Below are 20,055 nucleotides of genomic sequence, written 5' to 3'. Positions count from 1 at the left end.
TAACAACCGGGGCTTAAATATTATGCTCTCTCTTCGGGTGCCGGGGGGTTATTTAAGCGTTATGCTGGTTTTGCCCATAGTATAACCATCTGCATAAAGCAGTACGGTATAAGTGCCCTTTTGAAACGGCGCTGGGTTTATCCAGTCGATAGTGTAAGCGCTGCCGTCATCCCTGAAATCAATAGATGTTCTGTAGGTATATTGCAGGTCCTGGTTATCTGCGTTAAACATACCCGAGTCGTTTTGAGTGATCAGGTTGCCGGTTGGGTCAATTATCCGCACATAAACATCATGCAGGCCTTTTTCGGCCACCGCGTTGGTCGCTATTGTAAAATTGATCTTTATTTTTTGCGCTTGTTTGGCTTTTGTAACATCGCTTTCCTTGCCGCTGTTTTTTACTTTATAGGCCACCACATCCGCAGTTGCCACCTTAATGGCCGATGCAACTTTAACCTTGGTATCAAGCTCCTGGTTCTTTTGCTCAAGGTCGGTAGCTTTTTGGCTAACGGCTGCCAGGTTGTTTTTTAAGGTATCGCGCTCGGTAGCCAGGGTGGTGTTCTGTTTTTTAAGCTCCTCTATGTCGGCAGTGTATTTGGTTACAAAATACCTTAGCTGCTTAATATCTTCTTGGGCTTTGCTAAGTTCGGCGGCGGTTAGCTTGCCCTTTGCCAGTTCGCTTCGTAGCACGCGAATCTTCACCCTTAACGAATCGTTTTTGGCCTGCATTTCGGCCGACATTTTTGCCCTGCCCGCGTTAACCTGCTCTATTTGCGCTTCCAGGCTATCCAGTTCGGTTTGCAGCCTTGTTTTTTCGTCGTTTTGATATACAATTTTTGTATCCGAGTTCTTTTTCTGCGTATACAGGTAAACATCGGTACCCAATAAAGCAACCACAACGGCTATCAAAAAATAAATTACGTTCGAATTTTTTTTGGGGGCTTGTTCCGGTTGGTTTTCTACTGGCTGGTATTCCATAGCAATTAATTAAAGTTTTTGATAAACCGGCAGGCTGTTACCCGCTAAGCATTATCATTCTTTTTTTATATAATCTACATAAAAATAAGCAAAAAACTGACAATACGAAAGTTTGAAGCCCTTTTAGTACTTAAGCAACGCGGGCTAAATTAAGTACAATATGATTAAAACACAAAATAGACGTAATTATTATACTAATACTAAAACTGGTTTGTTATGAGTTTATATCTTTGGACCTTAAAATAAATACCCGTTTAATGTATCTTTATAAACGTTTACTTTGTACCCTTCTTTTTATAACTATATATTCCCTCTCAATAGCACAAACGGTAACTCCTGAAGAGGTTACTCAGGCCGAACCCAAACGCGAATTTAGAGGCGTATGGATAGCCACTGTAGTAAACCTTGACTGGCCGACGAATGCAAAGGCCACCGCCGAAGCGCAGGAAAAGGACCTGCTTAACCAGTTAAATTTTCACCAGCAGGCAGGTATAAATGCCATCATGTTCCAGGTAAGGCCTGCCGCCGATGCCTTTTACGCAAAAAGCCGCGAGCCATGGTCAAAATACCTCACAGGCAGGCAAGGGCAGGAACCGGGGTACGACCCGCTGGAGTTTGCCACCACCGAAGCCCATAAACGGGGCATGGAGCTGCACGCCTGGTTTAATCCTTACCGCGCAACTTTTGATAACAAGTTTTGGGCGCTTGCGCAAAACCACATCACACGCGCCAAACCCGAATGGTTCTTTATTTACGATGGGATAAAACTATTTAACCCCGGTATACCCGAGGTGCGCGAATATATTGTGCAGGTGATATTGGATGTGGTAAAAAACTATGATGTGGACGGCATACACATGGACGATTATTTTTACCCTTATCCTGTAAGGGGCCAGGTTATAGGCGACGCCGAAACCTTTGCCCAATATGGCGAAGGCTTTGATAATATAAAAGACTGGCGGCGCGATAATGTTGATAAACTGGTGCATATGCTTGCAGATAGTATACATAAGTACAAACCGCGCATGAAATTTGGCATAAGCCCTTTTGGGATCTGGGCGAACAAGAGCCAGCATCCCGATGGTTCGGCCACCAACGGCGGCTCGTCATACATCGAAAACTATGCGGATACACGCAAATGGGTACAGCAAGGCTGGATAGATTACATTAACCCGCAGATATACTGGCATATTGCTAACCGGGTGGCATCATTTGATACGCTATTAAACTGGTGGAGCAATAATACTTATAACAGGCACCTGTACATTGGCCAGGGCCCTTACCGTTTTTATGAGCAGCGAAGCCCGGCTTTTAAAAACCCGTCAGAGATACCTAATCAGATACGTTTGATACGGGAGAACCCGCGTGTGCAGGGCAGCGTTTTTTTCAGGTCGCAAACGTTAATGGCCAATGCCAACCATTTGGTTGATAGCCTGAAGGAGGATTTTTACAAATACCCGGCATTGCCCCCGCCTATGCTTTGGCTGGATTCGATAGCGCCCAATGCCCCGCAAAACTTTATAGCGAAGGCAGAAAATAAAGGCATTATGCTGAAATGGCAGGCACCGGTATTGGCCAAGGACAGCGAGGCGGTTTATGGCTATGTGATATACCGTTTTCAGCAAAACGAAAAGTTTGATATGGCCGACCCCAAGAACATACTGCATATACAATACGATAGCGAAACCCTATACATGGACAGCAATGTTAAGCCAGGCCAAACGTACTATTATGTGATAACGGCATTAGACCGGTTGAAGAACGAGAGCGACCGGTCGCCAACGATGATGGTGACAGCGCCTTAGCGGAATGAATATCGGATGTAGAATCTCGATTATTGAATATCGATGTTTTTACCCGATTGGCCGGTTTACAGGTTGATAAGCCGGCGGGCGATTAGCTCGTTGAGATAAATATCCAGCTCGCTGTCGCCCATGCCATATATCTTTTCGGTTTGCCAAAAGGCTTTGTAAATGTCGGGTTTGCTGTGCTTGCCATTATTATAAATGTCCAGCAGCTTTTGATGAATATAATTTAACCCTGCAGCATTGGTTTGCAAGCGTTTTAAGTGCGCCTGCATAGCTGGTTTAAGGCATGGCATATTGCCCCAAAACTGGGTGGTATCAATCCAGGTATTCAGTTTATCCGCATTGCCGGCAACATACAGTTGCCAGGCTTCGGTAGCCAGTTCAATATCATATTCGCCTAATTGCACGCGGATGTTATCGTAAAGGTATTCAAGCTGTTCGCCGTTTAATTCGCCCATGCCCCTAAAATCGGGCAGGCCCGGATAATCTGCGGGGCATATCAGGTATATGGCCGGCGCGGATAGGTTGGTTTGCTGCGATAGCAGCATTAAGGCGCCAAGCAGGTTCACCTGGCAATGCAGGTCGAACTCAAACCAGAGATTAACTTCATCATAGGGCTGGCTTAGTTTTTCCAGGTGCGCCACCATCTCATCATGATAGCGTTGGGGCGTTTCGTCAAACGTTCCGCAAATAAACGCCGAACGGTCCCTCCAGAAATCCGCCGACGCGATGTTTTCTGAGAGCGGGCCTTCAGATAAAACTTCACGCCAAACCATTACATCGCCTTCAATGCCGGTCCGTTCAAACCCATGCAGGGTGGCGTCGCCGTTAAGTATGTTAAGCACACTCATATAACTTGGTTTTACAGCGCGTAAATGGATATGGATCTTTTATCACCTCCAGGCTTTATACTGATTGATCAACCCGTTGGTTGACGAATCATGACTGGTTACTTCGGCCTCATCTTTTAATTCGGGTAATATTTTACCGGCGAGCTGCTTGCCCAGTTCAACACCCCATTGGTCAAAACTGTAAATATTCCAGATAATGCCTTGCACAAATATCTTATGCTCGTACATGGCTATCAGGCTGCCTAAAGTGCGCGGAGTTATTTTTTTAACCAGTATGGAGTTTGTAGGCCGGTTGCCTTCAAATACTTTGAACGGTGCAATTTTTTCGATCTCCTCATCGGTTTTACCGGCTTTTTTTAATTCGGCAATTACCTCTTCCTCTGTTTTGCCGTTCATTAAAGCTTCGGTTTGCGCAAAGAAGTTTGACAGCAGCATATTGTGGTGCTCGCCCAATGGGTTATGCGATTGTGCGGGCGCAATGAAATCGCAGGGGATCAATTTTGTGCCCTGGTGTATCAGCTGGTAAAACGCGTGCTGGCCGTTGGTGCCGGGCTCGCCCCAAATAACCGGGCCGGTTTGGTAATCTACATGTTTGCCGTTACGGTCTACATGCTTGCCGTTGCTTTCCATATCGCCCTGCTGAAAATAAGCCGCAAAGCGGTGCATGTACTGGTCGTATGGCAGTATAGCCTGTGTTTCGGCTTCAAAAAAGTTATTGTGCCATATGCCTATTAAGGCCAACATAACCGGCAGGTTTTGCTCAAGTGGCGCATCTTTAAAATGGTTGTCCATAGCATGCGCGCCATCAAGCAGCTCAACAAAATTTTCAAAACCAATGCTAAGCGAAATAGAAAGGCCGATGGCGCTCCATAAAGAGTAGCGCCCCCCAACCCAATCCCAAAACTCGAACATGTTTTTAGTATCGATGCCAAATTTTTCAACGCCTTCGGTATTGGTAGAAAGCGCCACGAAGTGTTTGGCCACATCCTCGTCCTTGCCGCCATTTTTGATGAACCAGTCGCGGGCGCTGTGGGCGTTGCCCATAGTTTCCTGTGTGGTAAAGGTTTTTGATGCCACCAGGAAAAGCGTGGTTTCCGGGTCGACTGTTTTTAGCGTCTCTACTATATGGGTAGCATCCACGTTGGACACAAAATGCAGGTTCAAATGATTTTTGTAGGCCTTTAAGGCTTCGGTAACCATTACCGAGCCAAGGTCGGAGCCGCCAATGCCAATGTTCACCACATCGGTGATGGCCTTACCAGTGTAGCCTTTCCACTCACCGCTGATTATCGCTTCGCTAAAATCCTTCATTTGATTTAATACCCGGTTCACATCGGGCATTACATCCTTACCCTCAACATATATTGGGGTATTGCTGCGGTTACGCAGGGCTATGTGCAGTACCGGGCGGCCCTCGGTAACGTTGATCTTTTCGCCGAGGTACATGGCCTCAACTGCCTTATTTACACCACACTCGCGGGCCAGCTGTATCAATAAAGCAACGGTCTCATCGTCAATACGGTTCTTGGAGTAATCCAGTAAAAGATCATCAAACTGCAGGGAGAATTTTTCAAATCGCTGATTGTCAGCTTCAAATAATTCCTTCAAGCTTTTTGAAACGATATCTATATAATGGTCAGTTAGATATTTATAGGCCTGGGTGGTGGTGAAATCGATATTTGGCAGCATAGTTGTAACATTTTTTGTAAAAATAGCAAGTTAAAACTGAGCCCTGAATTAAAAGTAAAAAAAGGACAGTTAAGTGTTATTTTAACACATCACACATAGTGTTTGTTTTACACCTTAAAATTGTCATATCAATAACAGATATTAAATAATTTTTTGAAAATGAAAATAAACAATTCATATATTTGTGGTGTTGGTAAATAAGTATAGTATTTTTCATCATTTTATTAATTGGCTTTTTAACCGCATCATACCATGTTCGAAAAACTTTTTTTGCTTGTAAAAAATAACGCCGGTACGGCTGTTATTAACAACCCGGTAGTTCCTGAACAATACCGCGAAGCCGTAATAAACGAAGCTTCGAGCTCGATCATCGAGGTGTTAAAAAACCAGATGGAAAGCGGCAGGTTAAAGGACCTGGTTAAATATTTTCAGTTTTCGGGGTTGTATGATAACCCGCTTATCAACAGCGCTGTAAACAAATTTGCCAATAAGCTGAACAACTACTACAATATTGATACGCCCCAGGCGCTGCAAATTGCCGATGAGCTGATACCGCCGGTAATGCAGGAGTTGATCAAACAATCAAAAAGCGAACAGAATAAAGAATTTGCGCTTGGCGCCATGCTTTCGAAATTAAGCGGCGGCGTGGGCGATATGGGCCTGTTGCTTAGCCAATTGCGGATAGCGTAGTTTGGTTGTAAAGGTTAAAAGAAGTTATAAAAGTTAAAAAGGTTGTAAGCGTTAAAAACTTACAACCTTTTTGTTTTTGGGCCTTTATAACGTTTGCAACCCTTACAACATTTTAACTACTACAACTTTTACAGCCCAATTTATATCTTTGCGACATGACAAAAGAGAACATGCAGGATTTAAGGGATAGAACAACTTCCCTGAGGAGGCATCTTTGACATCGATACCAAACTCGATGCCATGCAAAAGGAACAGGATATAACCTTAGGCCCAAACTTTTGGGATAATCCTAAAGATGCCGAGAAGGTTCTGGCATCCATCAAAACAAAAAAAATATGGACCGATGCTTTCCAGAAGGTAGTATCGGTAGTTGATGATACAAACGTATTGTTCGAATTTTTTCAGAGCGGTGATGCTACCGAGGCCGAAATGAACGAACAGTACAACCTGGCGTTAACCGCGGTTGAAGAGCTTGAATTTAAAAACATGCTGAGCGCCGAGGAAGACCAGTTTAACGCCGTTTTGCAAATAACTGCCGGCGCCGGCGGCACCGAAAGCTGCGACTGGGCCGGTATGCTGATGCGCATGTACATTATGTGGGGCGAGAAAAATGGCTATAAAGTTACCGAGCAGGATTACCAGCCCGGCGATGTGGCCGGTGTAAAAACCGTAACCCTGCAACTGGAGGGCGATTTTGCCTATGGATATCTAAAAGGCGAGAACGGCGTTCACCGGTTGGTGCGGGTATCGCCATTTGATGCCAATGCCAAGCGCCACACATCATTTGCATCGGTGTATGTTTACCCGCTGGTTGATGATACCATCGAGATTGAAGTAAACCCCGCCGATGTTGAGTTCGAAACCTTCCGTTCGGGTGGTGCAGGCGGCCAAAACGTAAATAAGGTTGAAACCGCCGTACGTTTATACCACAAACCATCAGGCATCATTATCAAAAACCAGGAATCGCGCTCGCAGCTGCAGAATAAGGAGAACGCCATGCGGCTGCTTAAATCGCAATTGTATGAAATTGAAATGCGCAAACGCCAGGAAACCACCAATGCTATTGAAGGCAATAAGAAGAAAATTGAATGGGGGTCGCAGATACGTAACTATGTTTTACACCCATATAAGTTGGTGAAAGACCTGCGTACCGATCATGAAACCTCGAACGCCGCAGCAGTACTTGATGGGGACCTGAACGAGTTTTTGAAAGCCTACCTGATGGAATTTGGCGGGCCGAAAAGTTAAAGGTTGAAATTTGTGAGAGTTGGGGGCATCCTGAGCGTGTCGAAGGATGAGCGATGGGGCATGGTACGGGATAACTTTATTCAATACTATCGTTTTAGTTAAGCAATTGCCGCCGGTTTAATAGCTGAGATCTTAAAATCGCGTAGTTTTACGTATTGTTTGTAAGGTAAGAATATTCTACCTTTACGAAACAACCTTAACTATCACATGAAAAGACTTTATCCAAAAAACAACTACTACCTTAAGTTCTGTGTTATTGCGCTTGTCGCGTTATGCGGTATCATCTACGGCTGCCGTAAAGAGATAACAAACAGTAAAGGATCCACATTAAATACTGATCCTGCTGTTACCGATGCCAAAACCTGGTATGAAAGCACTTTTCCTGTTACCGGCGGCAGCAATCAAACCGTTCATACAAGCAGCACTGGTACAGGGTTCGACCTGAGCCAACGGGTAAAACCCGACTGGCAGCATACAGCAACATATGCCCGTTTGGGCAAAGATGTGATAGAAATGCCTGTTGACCCGGACAGCAAGTTTAACAGCATACTAAAAAGGAAGATCAACAACCGGGCTTACAGTAAAAGCTATACCCGCAGTTCGTACCTGCTGTTAAAAGATGGCAAAGGCTACAAAGCCTACATCATGACCATTGTTGGCGATTCATCGTACATCAAAGGTAACCCCGGCAAATTAGCAAACAATACCTATCGGCAGCACGATGCCGATTTTAGCGGTTTAGTGCTTTACTTTACCCCAAAAGGTAAGTACGTTAATGGGTATGCCTACAAGAACGGGCAACTGGTTACCCGTGCCTCGCAGACACAAGCAACTGGTAAAACCAGGGTGCAATTGGCAGAAATATGTACAGACTGGTACGATGAGATTCTGATAAACGACGTAATCGTTTCATCAACTTATTTATACACTACCTGTGAAGGTGGCTACGAAGAACCTAATAATCCGGGGACCAGCGGCAGCCCCGCGCCGCCGCCGCCACCCGACCCATGCGCCCCGCCACCACCACCTGTAACGCCACCACCATCGGTGCCCGATCCACCAACGGTGCCGCCTGCACCTTTGGCAATGCCGGGGCATATTGCCATTAACAATGTACCGGGTGGTGGTTTTCCACCGCCAACTGATGAGGATGATCCGTGCCCCCCAAATGATTATGATATTATTAATAAAGTAAAAGACCCTTGTCTGAAAGCAATGGTTGACGCAACGATCCAAAAAGACATCAATTTTTATATTAATGAATCTATGAAGTCAATTTTCAATCAAAATACAGATTTTAATATTGATTTTGCTGATGCAGGCCCTTCGAACTTTATTAGTCCAACTGACGATGGGAAAACAGATGTGACTCATGCGGGATTTGGAAACGTAACCCTTCCTGATGGCAGTAAAAAATTAGTTCTAAATACTATGGATTTAACAATTACACTAAACTCAAATTTGGGAAATTCTTCTAAAGAATATATAACGGCTTCTATAATGCATGAAGCTTTTCATGCCTATCTCACTTATAGTCAAACGATAGTGAACCAACATTTGGATATGGCAAGAAATTATATAAATTCGATGGCTACCCAATTGCAAGCAATGTATCCTAATTTATCTCCCGTAGATGCGAAAGCTCTGGCTTGGGGTGGATTGGAACGAGAAGCGGGAATTCTATATACAAATCTTAATACGACAGAAAAAAACATAATCTCATCTACAAATGCTTTATACAAAAATGGAACATATGGACAACCATGCACACCGTAAGGCGAATAAATACTTAAAAGCAAAGCTATTTGGTGCTATATTATTTTTAATACCAATTGCAAGTGAAGCTCAATCACTATCAACTTTAGATTTTTTTTCAAAATTTGTATCAAAAAATTACCGTTTGCCCGAAGAATTGAAGAGTAACTGCGAATGGATGTACGCAATTGTAAAAGTAAAAACAGACAACCATAATAGAATTATCAAATATGAGTTCGTAAACAAGCCGACGGAAGGAATGAAAAAACCTTTTGATTTTTTAATCGGTTATCAGTTTCCAAAAGCAACCAAAATAAACGGGCATCCAATTATATTTTATTTAGGCATTGATAATTTGGAAATTTGTAAAGAAAAGCCTGGTGATAAAGTGTTTTATGCCCCCAACGATGTAGTTTCTACCATTACATCCTATATGCAAAAGATATTGCGTGACGATCCTAAAACGATATTTGTACCTAATTTAGTTTTTATAGGATATCCTCCTTCTCAACGTTAAAAATATGCTGATACACGCACCACATGCGGTTTAGGTAGCCCTTCTGTAAATGTCACGTTATGTGGCGTGCGATGCCGCGAGAGCGGTGCAGGCGGGCAAAACCTAAAAAAGGTGGGGGATAAAAACGAATTGATGTTGAAGGGATTGCACAGTCCATAACTTTAACGTAAAAAACGATGCCGCACACCACGGCATCGTTTTTTGTTGGCATAAATTGTAATTTGGCATAAACAATTATTACCAACCATGATGAAGCCTGTTTTAACAACCATAATTTTAACTGTTGCAACTATCGCGGCGTTTAGCCAGCAAAAGCCAATGCCGCTTTACCCTAATGGTGTGCCAAATTCAAAACCTACCCCGGCTACTTATAAAGAAACTGTTGATGATACCTACTGGATAACCCATGTAAGCACTCCTACGCTTACGGCTTACCTGCCCGAAAAGGGCACAGCCAACGGTACCGCGATTGTGATATGCCCGGGTGGGTCGTATGCAGGGCTGGCATCGGCGCACGAGGGGTTCCAGGTGGCACAGGCCTTTAATAAAATTGGCGTTACCGCGTTTGTGTTAAAATACCGCCTGCCGAGCGACAGTATTATGGTTGATAAAACGATAGGCCCTTTGCAGGATGCCCAGCGCGCTATACAAATAGTTAGGCAGGGCGCAGCCAAATGGGGCATAAACCCCAACCGGATAGGTATTATGGGTTTTTCGGCGGGAGGGCACCTGGCATCTACCGAGGGTACACATTTTGATAAGGTAGTTATTGATAACCCGGACAATATTAGCGTTAGGCCCGATTTTATGATGCTGATATACCCGGTGATCACTTTTGGCGAAAAAACGCATGCCGGATCGCGCGAGAATTTGATAGGGAAAGACGCACCTCAGCAGATGACAGATCTTTATTCGAACGAGAAGCAGGTAACCGCCAACACGCCGCCAACCTTTATCGTGTTTGCCGAAGACGATGATGTGGTGCCGGTTGAGAATGGCCTGATGATGTATAACGCCTTGCTGAAAAATAAAGTGAAAGCAGCGTTACACATTTTCCCCGAAGGCGGGCACGGCTTTGGCATGTTTAACCCCAAAAGCAAAGGCCTTTGGTTCGATTGGGCCAAAACCTGGATGGGCGATAACGGATGGTTGAACAAATAGTTGTTTGTTGAGGTTGTTTTACTTAAAATGGAACAAAGTCAACAGGTGTAAATAATTGTCATTCAATCTTTAAAGATTGAATGATTGTGCCTGTGAACCTCGGATTTACGCTTCCGGTATTATAAATAGATTTAGCAGTTCGTTCAGTTCATCCACTTTCTCTGATGATCCCAGGTGCTCGTAGGCGCTGATGAGGTTACGCAGTACGCGTTTAATGATGTCGGCATTTGAGCAGGGCTCATAAAACTGTTTATCGAACTGCAGGTTAAGCTGTTTCAGAAACATATCCACATCCCGGCGGCCGAATATAAATCCTTTGTTAAACGCGTTGATGTAGAACAAAATACCGCCTTCAAACTCGCTTTCGCGGCTTTCGTCAAGATAGGCCAGTATAAAATGCTGCGGCAGGTTTACCCCGTAAACCGGGATATCCAGTTTTTGAGCGATGATGGAATAAATAATGGCCAGCGATATCTGGTTGCCCTTTTTTGTTTCCAGCACCTGGCTTATATAGCTGTTTTGAGGGTCGCGGTGGTTGGTGGTATTGCCGCTAAAACCATGGATGCTGTAAAAAACATGGTTCATCAGCTTTACCTGCTCAACCGGGCTGGCCTCGTTCATCATCTGTATCCAGATGTCGCGCTTAATAGATTCTATCTGGTTAATAACCTTTTGCTCGTCAAGATCGGGGTATTGGTAGCGGTTAATGATCAGGATGCCCTGCAGTAGATCAAAGGCCCCGCTCTGGTACCAAAGCTTCAGGTCGTTCTTAACCGTGCCGAATTGTATCTCGTGCACAAGGTTAGCAATTCGCTCCTGCTGTGTAGGGTCAAAGGCCTGTTCAAAAGCGCTTTCAAGGTAAGTAATGGCCTCGGTACCGTACGACAGCAGCTTTTCGTGCACGTGCCCGTATATTTCGGTATCCGGGTCATCCAGTAAACGAATTAATGAATTTACTTCTGTAGGATTAATCATATCGCTTCATGCTAAAATACTAAACGTTTTAATATTTTTACAGCTATGTTCAATTTAACGTTTGCAAGGGATTTTCTGTTGCACCAGCTTAAGTCAAAAAACCGTCATGGTTTGCACTCGCCATTTGTATACCGTTTGGTAGATGAGGTTATTTACGATAAGAAACATTACCCTGCTTACGACAGCATTGAACAGCAGCGCGACCACCTGCTGGTAGACGACCGCCAAATTACCGTTACCGACCTGGGCGCTGGCTCGCATGTAAATAATAATAAACAGAAAAAGATAAGCGATATCACCCTTAACGCGCTTAAACCGCCAAAGCTGGCAAAGTTGCTTTACCGGCTTGCTGCATCCACCAAACCGGCCAGTATTGTTGAACTGGGTACTTGCTTAGGCATTACCACTTTATACCTGCAAGCCGCCGCGCCCGATGCAAAAGTTTATACTTTAGAGGGCTGCCCGCAAACTGCAGGTGTTGCCAAAGATGTATTTGAAAGGGCGGGAGCAAAGGACATTAACGTGATAACCGGGAACTTTGACGATACCATGCCCGGTGTTATCGCCGGGTTGGACAAACTTGACTTTGTATACATCGATGGCAACCACCAGCGCGATGCCACCCTGCGATATTTTGAATGGTGCCTGCCCAAGGTACACGAAGGTACCATGCTGATATTTGACGACATTTATTGGAGCGACGGCATGAAACAAGCCTGGGCGCAGATAAAAGCCAACCCGCAGGTAACCGCCACCGTCGACCTGTTTTGGATAGGCCTGGTGTTTTTTAAACCGGGGCGAGCGAAGGAGAATTTTAAGATAAAAGTATAGTGGATGAGGAAAATTGTGATTGGTATAGCTATTGTAGGAAGTATAGTGGTAGTAGCAGTAGTTTGCCGGGTTTTATACATGATAGCATGCATTAGCTGCACTTTCCCGCCAATTAGAGAATATGAGTGTGCCTGTAGTATAGAAAGGCTTGAAGTTGCTTTTAGTAATTATTCTAAACAAAAGCCTAATATTAAATTTAAAGCGTCGATAAGAGATAGTAGTAATACTCAAGTTGCTAATTACAGAGATATACAGCTTGCATTACAAAAAGATAGTACAGCTATATCCTATAGCTTCGTTTGCGACGTAATTTCTGAAGAAAAAACATATATCAAATTAGTGAGTGTTGAGAGCTTTACGGGTAAAGCCAGAGAATACAAAGGTGGGTATGGAATTAATGCTATCGGAGCAAAAGAATTGCTGAATGATCTTGAGAAAGACTTTTTGCCTGGATTTATAAAAGATCAGCGTATTTCAATTGTCGCTAGATAACCACATCAAAACGCTTCGCCCAACCCCACATAAACACCACTTTGCCTGCTTTCGCCGGGGCGTTTTTCGCCAACGCCGTAATCTACGCGGATGCTGAGGCCTTTTTGCACGTCGAAGAAATAACGCAGGCCGCCGCCATAGTTTGGCTTTAGCTGGCTGGTGCTAAATTCCTTGTTAAATACCTCGCCCGTACCTAAAAAGCCTACTATGCCAAAACGTTCGCTCATGCGGTATCGCAGTTCGGTTTGGCCGACTATCAGGTTGCGGTCGCGGAAACGGCCGTTGTAGTAACCGCGCATCATTTCGTCGCTGCCCAGGGCGGGTAGCAGGTAAAACGGCGACTGGCTGCCCGTCATGTTCTGGCTTTGGATATCAAACCCTAAAACAAACTTTCTGCTTAAGGCAACAAACTGGGTGAATTCTACATTTAAAAACCCGCCTTTATAGCCGCTGTTGCCACCAATGCCGTTCATAATATTAAAATAACTGGTAAACGTTGTGCCCTTTGTAGTATAAGTATTATTGTTTCGGCTATCGAAGATAAAGGTAGGGCCAACATACAGGATAGAGCCGCCGTGCTTACCCTCTATGGTAGGGTCGGTGGCAAAAACGCCTGTGCTTTCCTTGTCGTTAAAGCGGTAATCATACCCACCGCCAACCACGCCCATATAAATGTTGCTGCTTATCTTTTTCTCTGCAGTTAGGTTAACTCTTATGCGTTTTTGGCCCAGGCGGTCGGCATCTGCCTTGCGGGTGTTATTGCCGATCCCATAAAAATCGAACGGGAAGTTAATATACCCCACCTGGCCCGTAAAGTGGTAATTATTATGTGGCGCCCAATAGCTGCTGCTTAAATTGAGGCGGCTTTGGCCCTTGGTGGTCAGGGTAGCGTAGGCAAAAATGTTCGATACGCGGGTATCGTTGCCCAGTGTATCGGTGTAAAACGAGTACAATGCCGAACCGCCTGCCTCCAAACCAGTTTCGGGCGCCGAACTGATCACGGGCAGCACCACAAAGCTGGCTTTTTTAGTGGTATCTTTTTCAAAATACATTTTGCGGATAAATTTTGGCAACAGCTTTACCTGTGCAAAAGCAGGCTGAATAAGTACGGAGAGTAATACAATGGTGACAAGTTTCTTCATAAAGCGATATGCCATAAAGGTATATTTAAAGCGCTTGTTTTACCGAATTTGTAATTTAAAATTCTGTTGTGCCCAAAATACTTAGTTTTGCAAAATAATAAAGAGCAATTAATATGAGCACATCAAGAGGCCCTATATCTCAATTCATCGAGAAAAATTACCTGCATTTTAATGCAGCGGCATTAATGGACGCAGCCAAAGGTTACGAAACGCATTTAACCGAAGGCGGCAAAATGATGGTAACCATTGCCGGAGCCATGAGCACCGCGGAATTAGGTATTTCGCTTGCCGAAATGATACGCCAGGGTAAAATTGATATAATATCATGTACAGGTGCCAACCTCGAGGAAGACATTATGAACCTGGTGGCACACTCGCATTACAAGCGCGTGCCACATTACCGCGATCTTAGTCCGCAGGACGAGTGGGACCTGTTAGAGAATCATTATAACCGTGTAACCGATACGTGCATCCCCGAAGAAGAAGCCTTCCGCCGTTTGCAAAAGCATATTTATAAAATATGGAAGGATGCTGATACCGCGGGCGAACGTTATTTCCCGCATGAGTTTATGTATAAGATACTGCTAAGCGGCGAGCTGGAGCAGTATTATGAAATAGACCCGAAAAATTCATGGATGCTGGCGGCCGCCGAGCGTAACCTGCCAATTGTGGTACCGGGCTGGGAAGACTCTACCATGGGGAATATCTTTGCATCGTACGTAATAAAAGGTGAAATAAAGGCAACCACCATGAAAAGCGGTATCGAATATATGGCCTGGCTGGCCGATTGGTACCCAAAAAACTCAGGCGGTAAAGGCGTGGGCTTTTTCCAGATAGGTGGTGGTATAGCAGGCGATTTCCCGATTTGTGTGGTACCTATGCTTTACCAGGATATGGAAATGCAGGATATCCCTTTCTGGAGTTACTTTTGCCAGGTGAGCGATTCGACCACGTCATACGGCTCGTACTCGGGCGCGGTACCGAACGAGAAAATTACCTGGGGTAAGCTGGATATTCATACACCCAAATTTATTGTCGAGAGCGATGCTACCATAGTTGTGCCGCTTATATTTGCCTGGATATTGAAACAATAAGGCGAAATATGAAGAGCCCTGCAAAAACAGCAGGGCTCTTTTATTAAGTGTAAACCGGTTAGTTTTAAGCCATGTTAAAACTAACCGAGCAATAACCGAATAGCTTCCGGTTAATTTAAACATGCAGCCAGCCAACCATGCAATACCCGCTGATGGTGGTTTGTGGGATTTTAACGGTTATAGCTAAAACAATAATTAATATTTATAAGTAATACAAGTAGCAGCTTTCCGCTTAAGTATCAATATTTTACAAAAAAGGCCTTCGGCGTTATTTAAACGGCTTTTATCAATAATTTAGAACGATTATAAATTAGATATTGGTGTCATTATATTGTCAGCGATACTGTAATAAGTTATACTTTTGTGCCTGAAAAAGTGGCAAAAACATACAACTCTACGTCCGTTTAACACTTTAATATAAAAATTATTTAGCATAAATACCTTTTATGAGAAATATCTCATTGATTTTTAAACAGTTTTCAAGGTCGGTTTTACTGGTTGCCGGTTTGGTTGTTTACGGGGCTACGGCCCGGGCGCAGGCAGATGCAGCAAAAGGTGAAGCTATATTTAAGGCCAAATGTACTGCGTGCCATAAGATAGATACGCGTATGACAGGCCCGGCCTTAGGCCCGCAGTTAACATCTGAAACAGATGATGCATATCTAACCAAATGGATACAGAACAGCCAGGCGCTGATTGCTGCCAAAAACCCAAAAGCGGTTAAGATCTTCAACGAATTTAACCAGGTTACCATGACCTCGTTTGAAGAGCTTAGCGATGCTGATGTAGGCAACGTAATTACATACGTGCGTACAGAGTGGAAAAAAATGCAGGATGATAAAACAAAAGCACCTGCAGGCGGCACCGCTACTGAAGCAACCGGCCCAAGCAGCCTTGTGGTATGGGGGCTTTTGGGTGTTATCGCTATAGCGTTCATCGTTATCCTGGTATTAAACAAGGTTATTGCAACGCTTGAGCGTTTGTTGCTGAACAGGCAGGGCTTACTGCTTGAAGAGGAAGAAACTACAACCGAAGAAGCAAAAGCCAACCGTTTGGCAACCGTTAAAAAACTGCTGAAAAACAAAAAGCTTGTTTTCTTTATAGTAGTTTGCGGTACTATTGCCATGGGCAGCTTTAGCTGGGTAACCATGTGGAACACCAACGTTCACCAGGGATATCAGCCGGTACAGCCTATCAAATATTCGCATGAGCTGCACGCAGGTGTAATGAAACTGGAATGCCAGTACTGCCACACCGGCGCGTTCAAATCAAAGAACGCTTCGATACCGTCGCTGAACGTTTGTATGAACTGCCACAAATCGGTTAAAACAGAGTCGCCCGAGATCCATAAAATATACGATGCTTTGGGTTACGACCCCAACACCGCTAAGTACGATAGCACAAAAGCAAGGCCTATACAGTGGGTGCGTGTACACAACCTGCCCGATCTGGCTTACTTTAACCACTCGCAGCACGTAAAGGTTGGTAATATAAAATGCCAAACCTGCCACGGCCAGATCCAGGAAATGAAGGAAGTATACCAATACTCGCCGCTTACCATGAAATGGTGTATACAGTGCCACAAACGCACCGAGGTTAACGGAAAAGGCAACGCTTACTACGATAGCATACTTGCTACCCACGATAAGATCAAAAAGGGTGAAAAGGTTACCGCGGCTGTTTTAGGCGGTATTGAGTGCGGCAAGTGCCACTATTAATAAATTTGGAACACAACATTACAGTTTATATAACTTAAATGGATAGCAATAAAAAATACTGGAAAGGTTTAGAAGAACTAAACAAAAGCCCAGAATTTGTTGAGAAAAATAAACACGAATTTGCAGAGCCTATTCCTATTGAAGAGGTTTTAAGCGGAGGTGGTTTATCGTCGAAAACTCCTCGCCGCGACTTTTTAAAGGCGCTTGGCTTTGGTGTAGGTGCTGTTACTTTAGCGGCTTGCCAAAAAGTACCTGTACACAAATCAATCCCATACTTAATAAAGCCCGAAGAGGTAACCCCGGGTGTGGCCAACTATTACTCATCAACCTATGATGGCAGCGCTATACTGGTTAAAACCCGCGAAGGCCGCCCTATTAAAGTTGAAGGTAACCCTAACGACCTGTTAGGAAAAGGCGGATTAAGCGCGCAGGCGCAGGCATCGGTACTTGAGCTGTACGATACCAGCCGCATAAAAGACCCTCAGCAAAATGGCAGCGACAGCAGTTGGGCAAGTGTTGATGCTTTTGTAAAAAACGAACTTGCAGCGATAGCAGCAAGCGGTAAAACAATAAGCATTGTTACATCAACGATACATAGTCCGTCAACGCAAGCGGTTATCGCCGATTTTATTTTAAAATATCCTACTGCCAAGCATGTTAGCTACGATGCGGTATCATACACCGGTATTATAAAAGCTAACCAGAACAGCTTTGGTAAAGCAGTATTGCCGCATTACAATTTTCAAAATGCGGACGTTATTGTAAGCTTTGGCGCTGATTTTTTGGGTACCTGGATATCTGGCGAAGAATTTAGCCGCCAGTATGTATCAAACCGTAACAATAAATCGCTTGAGGCTAAAAAGATGTCCCGCCACATTCAGTTTGAGAGCGGCATGAGCATGACCGGCACCAACGCCGATGTGCGTATAGCTATAAAGCCATCTGAAGAGGGCCCGGCCCTGGTTAACCTGTACAATGCATTATCAGGTACAACGCTGCCAGGTTCAAAAAAATTAACCACTGCCAATGCAGATAAAGCCATCCAGTTAGTAGCAACCGAACTTAAGGCAGCCAAAGGCCGTGCCCTGGTGGTTTGCGGATCGAACGATGTTGCCACGCAAGTATTGGTAAATGCTATTAACTCCCTACTGGGCAGCTACGGTACTACTATCGACCTTGACAACCCGTCTCGCCAGTACGCCGGCAACGATGGTGATATTGTCGACTTTGTAACCCAGGCCAAAAACGGATCGGTAGGTGCAGCGATATTCCTTGATGCTAACCCTGCTTACGATTATCACTCGGCCGATGCGGTTAAAGAGGCATTAAAGAATGTTCGCCTTAAAGTGTCGTTATCTGATCATGCCGATGAAACTACAGCGCTTTGTAACGTAGTTGCACCAAACCACCACTATTTAGAGTCGTGGGGCGATGATAGCTCGGTTGAGGGTTACTACACTGTTATGCAGCCAACCATTAACCCGGTTAACAATACGCGCCAGGCCGAACAAAGCCTGTTGATATGGAGCGATAACGCGGTTAAAGATTATTACACCTACGTTAGAAATAACTGGAATAACAACCTGTTGGCCAAAGGCGGTTTATCTGGCCAGGCCGGATGGGAAACCCTGCTGCAAAAGGGATTTGTACTGGCACCAGCCGTTGCTGCCGGTAGCTATACCTTTAACCTTGACCTTAACGCGGTTGCGCAAACTATATTAAGCCAGAGCGCCAAACTGGTTGCAGGCGATAATAAGTTTGAACTGCAGATTTACCAATCAGTTGGTATGCGAGATGGTAAAAAAGCTAACAACCCGTGGTTACAGGAAATGCCTGATCCGGTATCGAAAGTTACCTGGGACAATTACGCTGCCATGTCTCCGGCAGATATCAAAAGGTTAAGTCTGGAGGAATTTGAATTAGTAGAGATAGAAGCTAACGGTTATAAAGTATCATTACCTGTATTATCACAACCTGGGCAAGCCGCTGGTACGGTATCGGTAGCTGTTGGTTACGGCCGCACTGCAGCCGGTTTGGTTGGTAATAACGTTGGTAAAAACGCATATCCTTTTCATACCTTCCGCAACGGTACGTTCCAAACTACCGCTGTGGCAAGCCTTAACGGAACGGGCGACCTTTTCCCGCTTTCGCAAACACAAACACACCACTCAATTGAGGGCCGCAACATTATACGCGAAGCCACCTTTACCGAGTATAAGAAAAACCCTGCAATAAATAGCGGAAGCGAAGGCGAGCACGAAAAATATGACTTGTGGGAAAACACCAACGAAGATCATATCCACGCGCGCCCCGTTTATGACTGGGTTATGGCTATAGACCTTAACGCTTGTACCGGTTGCGGCGCTTGTATTGTAGCATGTAACGCTGAAAACAATATACCCGTTGTTGGTAAAGACGAAGTTGGCCGCCGCCGCGAAATGCACTGGATACGCATTGACCGTTACTACAGCTATAACGATGATGGCAACGGAAACGCGGTAACCCGCGAGCGTGAAATAGCCAAGCTTGATGACCTGACCAATGTTACCGTTATCCATCAGCCGATGCTATGTCAGCATTGCGACCACGCACCTTGCGAAACGGTGTGCCCTGTATTGGCTACCGTACACTCAAGCGAAGGTTTGAACCAAATGGCATATAACCGCTGCGTTGGTACACGTTACTGCGCAAACAACTGCCCATATAAAGTGCGCCGCTTTAACTGGTTTAACTACTGGAACGACAGCCGCTTTGATAATTACCTGAACAACGAGCATACGCAATTAGTACTTAACCCTGATGTTACTACCCGTTTCCGTGGGGTGATGGAAAAATGCTCGATGTGCGTACAACGTATACAGGCAGGTAAGTTACAGGCTAAAATAGAGAAGCGCCCGCTAAGGGATGGCGAAATTAAAGTAGCCTGCCAGCAAACCTGTTCGGCAAACGCTATTGTATTTGGTAACCGTAACGATAAAAACTCTGAAGTTTATAAAGCTTTACAAAGCGAGCGTACATACTACGTGCTTGAAGAGCTTAACACTAAACCAGGTATTGGTTACCAGGTAAAAGTTAGAAATACATCATCTGAATTACAGGCTTAATTATA

At 44.6% G+C, this 20,055-nt stretch carries 16 protein-coding genes; 11 read left to right on the top strand and 5 right to left on the bottom strand.

Annotated features, from left to right (window positions below; all coding sequences use genetic code 11):
• Positions 1 to 48: 48 nt before the first annotated feature.
• Entirely contained in the window at positions 49 to 975 is a 927-nt protein-coding gene (locus tag GWR56_RS02915; RefSeq protein WP_162429671.1) for a hypothetical protein, read from the bottom strand.
• Between the two features lie 257 nt (positions 976 to 1,232).
• On the opposite strand from GWR56_RS02915, the gene GWR56_RS02910 reads away from it, so the two are divergent.
• Complete coding sequence (locus GWR56_RS02910) at positions 1,233 to 2,780, top strand: glycoside hydrolase family 10 protein (protein ID WP_162429670.1); 1,548 nt, start codon at positions 1,233 to 1,235, stop codon at positions 2,778 to 2,780.
• A 65-nt stretch (positions 2,781 to 2,845) separates the two neighbouring features.
• Here GWR56_RS02910 and GWR56_RS02905 read toward each other — a convergent pair whose 3' ends face one another.
• Together GWR56_RS02905 and pgi are read right to left on the bottom strand one after the other, a co-directional pair.
• Positions 2,846 to 3,634: a hypothetical protein gene (locus GWR56_RS02905; RefSeq protein ID WP_162429669.1), complete on the bottom strand. Its 789-nt coding sequence runs from the start codon at positions 3,632 to 3,634 to the stop codon at positions 2,846 to 2,848.
• 42 nt (positions 3,635 to 3,676) lie between these two features.
• Positions 3,677 to 5,323 (bottom strand): glucose-6-phosphate isomerase, encoded by a 1,647-nt coding sequence (gene pgi, locus GWR56_RS02900; RefSeq protein WP_162429668.1) that lies wholly within the window; start codon positions 5,321 to 5,323, stop codon positions 3,677 to 3,679.
• 252 nt (positions 5,324 to 5,575) lie between these two features.
• Here pgi and GWR56_RS02895 point away from each other — a divergent pair, with 252 nt between their 5' ends.
• The 5 genes from GWR56_RS02895 (at position 5,576) to GWR56_RS02875 (ending at position 10,694) form a co-directional block, all read left to right on the top strand.
• A complete protein-coding gene (locus tag GWR56_RS02895; RefSeq protein WP_162429667.1) occupies positions 5,576 to 6,013 on the top strand; it encodes a hypothetical protein in 438 nt (145 codons plus the stop codon).
• A gap of 155 nt (positions 6,014 to 6,168) precedes the next feature.
• Positions 6,169 to 7,261, top strand: a protein-coding gene (gene prfB / locus GWR56_RS02890) for a peptide chain release factor 2 (protein WP_162429666.1) whose coding sequence is annotated in 2 segments (ribosomal slippage) — positions 6,169 to 6,228 and positions 6,230 to 7,261 — 1,092 coding nt in all. Because the reading frame shifts where the segments join, the coding sequence is not laid out codon by codon here.
• Between the two features lie 207 nt (positions 7,262 to 7,468).
• Positions 7,469 to 9,037 (top strand): hypothetical protein, encoded by a 1,569-nt coding sequence (locus GWR56_RS02885; protein ID WP_162429145.1) that lies wholly within the window; start codon positions 7,469 to 7,471, stop codon positions 9,035 to 9,037.
• Entirely contained in the window at positions 9,015 to 9,533 is a 519-nt protein-coding gene (locus GWR56_RS02880) for a hypothetical protein (protein WP_162429665.1), read from the top strand. The genes GWR56_RS02885 and GWR56_RS02880 overlap by 23 nt, the downstream gene beginning before the upstream one ends.
• Before the next feature lie 246 nt (positions 9,534 to 9,779).
• Positions 9,780 to 10,694 (top strand): alpha/beta hydrolase, encoded by a 915-nt coding sequence (locus GWR56_RS02875; RefSeq protein WP_202925368.1) that lies wholly within the window; start codon positions 9,780 to 9,782, stop codon positions 10,692 to 10,694.
• A gap of 105 nt (positions 10,695 to 10,799) precedes the next feature.
• Here the strand turns inward: GWR56_RS02875 and GWR56_RS02870 are convergent, their stop codons facing one another.
• Positions 10,800 to 11,669 (bottom strand): transglutaminase-like domain-containing protein, encoded by an 870-nt coding sequence (locus GWR56_RS02870; protein ID WP_162429664.1) that lies wholly within the window; start codon positions 11,667 to 11,669, stop codon positions 10,800 to 10,802.
• Between the two features lie 45 nt (positions 11,670 to 11,714).
• On the opposite strand from GWR56_RS02870, the gene GWR56_RS02865 reads away from it, so the two are divergent.
• Both GWR56_RS02865 and GWR56_RS02860 read left to right on the top strand, forming a co-directional pair.
• Complete coding sequence (locus GWR56_RS02865; protein WP_162429663.1) at positions 11,715 to 12,500, top strand: O-methyltransferase; 786 nt, start codon at positions 11,715 to 11,717, stop codon at positions 12,498 to 12,500.
• A 3-nt stretch (positions 12,501 to 12,503) separates the two neighbouring features.
• Complete coding sequence (locus GWR56_RS02860) at positions 12,504 to 12,992, top strand: hypothetical protein (protein WP_162429662.1); 489 nt, start codon at positions 12,504 to 12,506, stop codon at positions 12,990 to 12,992.
• A gap of 5 nt (positions 12,993 to 12,997) precedes the next feature.
• Here GWR56_RS02860 and GWR56_RS02855 read toward each other — a convergent pair whose 3' ends face one another.
• Positions 12,998 to 14,134, bottom strand: a complete 1,137-nt coding sequence (locus GWR56_RS02855; RefSeq protein WP_162429661.1) for a polymerase — start codon at positions 14,132 to 14,134, stop codon at positions 12,998 to 13,000.
• A gap of 113 nt (positions 14,135 to 14,247) precedes the next feature.
• Between GWR56_RS02855 and GWR56_RS02850 the strand changes: the two genes are divergently transcribed.
• From GWR56_RS02850 to GWR56_RS02840, 3 genes are all read left to right on the top strand, one after another.
• Positions 14,248 to 15,228, top strand: a complete 981-nt coding sequence (locus GWR56_RS02850; protein ID WP_162429660.1) for a deoxyhypusine synthase family protein — start codon at positions 14,248 to 14,250, stop codon at positions 15,226 to 15,228.
• A 446-nt stretch (positions 15,229 to 15,674) separates the two neighbouring features.
• The gene (locus GWR56_RS02845; RefSeq protein WP_162429659.1) at positions 15,675 to 16,946 is read left to right on the top strand and encodes a cytochrome c3 family protein; all 1,272 of its coding nucleotides are present in this window, start codon (positions 15,675 to 15,677) and stop codon (positions 16,944 to 16,946) included.
• Positions 16,947 to 16,984: 38 nt separating this feature from the next.
• A complete protein-coding gene (locus GWR56_RS02840; protein WP_162429658.1) occupies positions 16,985 to 20,050 on the top strand; it encodes a TAT-variant-translocated molybdopterin oxidoreductase in 3,066 nt (1,021 codons plus the stop codon).
• Positions 20,051 to 20,055 lie beyond the last annotated feature (5 nt).

The organism is Mucilaginibacter sp. 14171R-50, assembly GCF_010093045.1.
Lineage (GTDB): Bacteria > Bacteroidota > Bacteroidia > Sphingobacteriales > Sphingobacteriaceae > Mucilaginibacter.
Note: the sequence above shows the minus strand (reverse complement) of the source record. Positions and strands in the feature narration are given on the sequence as shown.

What these genes read in the sequence shown, in the direction of transcription:
- GWR56_RS02915 (WP_162429671.1), bottom strand. Translation starts at nt 975, where the DNA reads ATGGAATACCAGCCAGTAGAAAACCAACCGGAACAAGCCCCCAAAAAA.
- GWR56_RS02910 (WP_162429670.1), top strand. Translation starts at nt 1,233, where the DNA reads ATGTATCTTTATAAACGTTTACTTTGTACCCTTCTTTTTATAACTATA.
- GWR56_RS02905 (WP_162429669.1), bottom strand. Translation starts at nt 3,634, where the DNA reads ATGAGTGTGCTTAACATACTTAACGGCGACGCCACCCTGCATGGGTTT.
- pgi (WP_162429668.1), bottom strand. Translation starts at nt 5,323, where the DNA reads ATGCTGCCAAATATCGATTTCACCACCACCCAGGCCTATAAATATCTA.
- GWR56_RS02895 (WP_162429667.1), top strand. Translation starts at nt 5,576, where the DNA reads ATGTTCGAAAAACTTTTTTTGCTTGTAAAAAATAACGCCGGTACGGCT.
- GWR56_RS02885 (WP_162429145.1), top strand. Translation starts at nt 7,469, where the DNA reads ATGAAAAGACTTTATCCAAAAAACAACTACTACCTTAAGTTCTGTGTT.
- GWR56_RS02880 (WP_162429665.1), top strand. Translation starts at nt 9,015, where the DNA reads ATGGACAACCATGCACACCGTAAGGCGAATAAATACTTAAAAGCAAAG.
- GWR56_RS02875 (WP_202925368.1), top strand. Translation starts at nt 9,780, where the DNA reads ATGATGAAGCCTGTTTTAACAACCATAATTTTAACTGTTGCAACTATC.
- GWR56_RS02870 (WP_162429664.1), bottom strand. Translation starts at nt 11,669, where the DNA reads ATGATTAATCCTACAGAAGTAAATTCATTAATTCGTTTACTGGATGAC.
- GWR56_RS02865 (WP_162429663.1), top strand. Translation starts at nt 11,715, where the DNA reads ATGTTCAATTTAACGTTTGCAAGGGATTTTCTGTTGCACCAGCTTAAG.
- GWR56_RS02860 (WP_162429662.1), top strand. Translation starts at nt 12,504, where the DNA reads ATGAGGAAAATTGTGATTGGTATAGCTATTGTAGGAAGTATAGTGGTA.
- GWR56_RS02855 (WP_162429661.1), bottom strand. Translation starts at nt 14,134, where the DNA reads ATGAAGAAACTTGTCACCATTGTATTACTCTCCGTACTTATTCAGCCT.
- GWR56_RS02850 (WP_162429660.1), top strand. Translation starts at nt 14,248, where the DNA reads ATGAGCACATCAAGAGGCCCTATATCTCAATTCATCGAGAAAAATTAC.
- GWR56_RS02845 (WP_162429659.1), top strand. Translation starts at nt 15,675, where the DNA reads ATGAGAAATATCTCATTGATTTTTAAACAGTTTTCAAGGTCGGTTTTA.
- GWR56_RS02840 (WP_162429658.1), top strand. Translation starts at nt 16,985, where the DNA reads ATGGATAGCAATAAAAAATACTGGAAAGGTTTAGAAGAACTAAACAAA.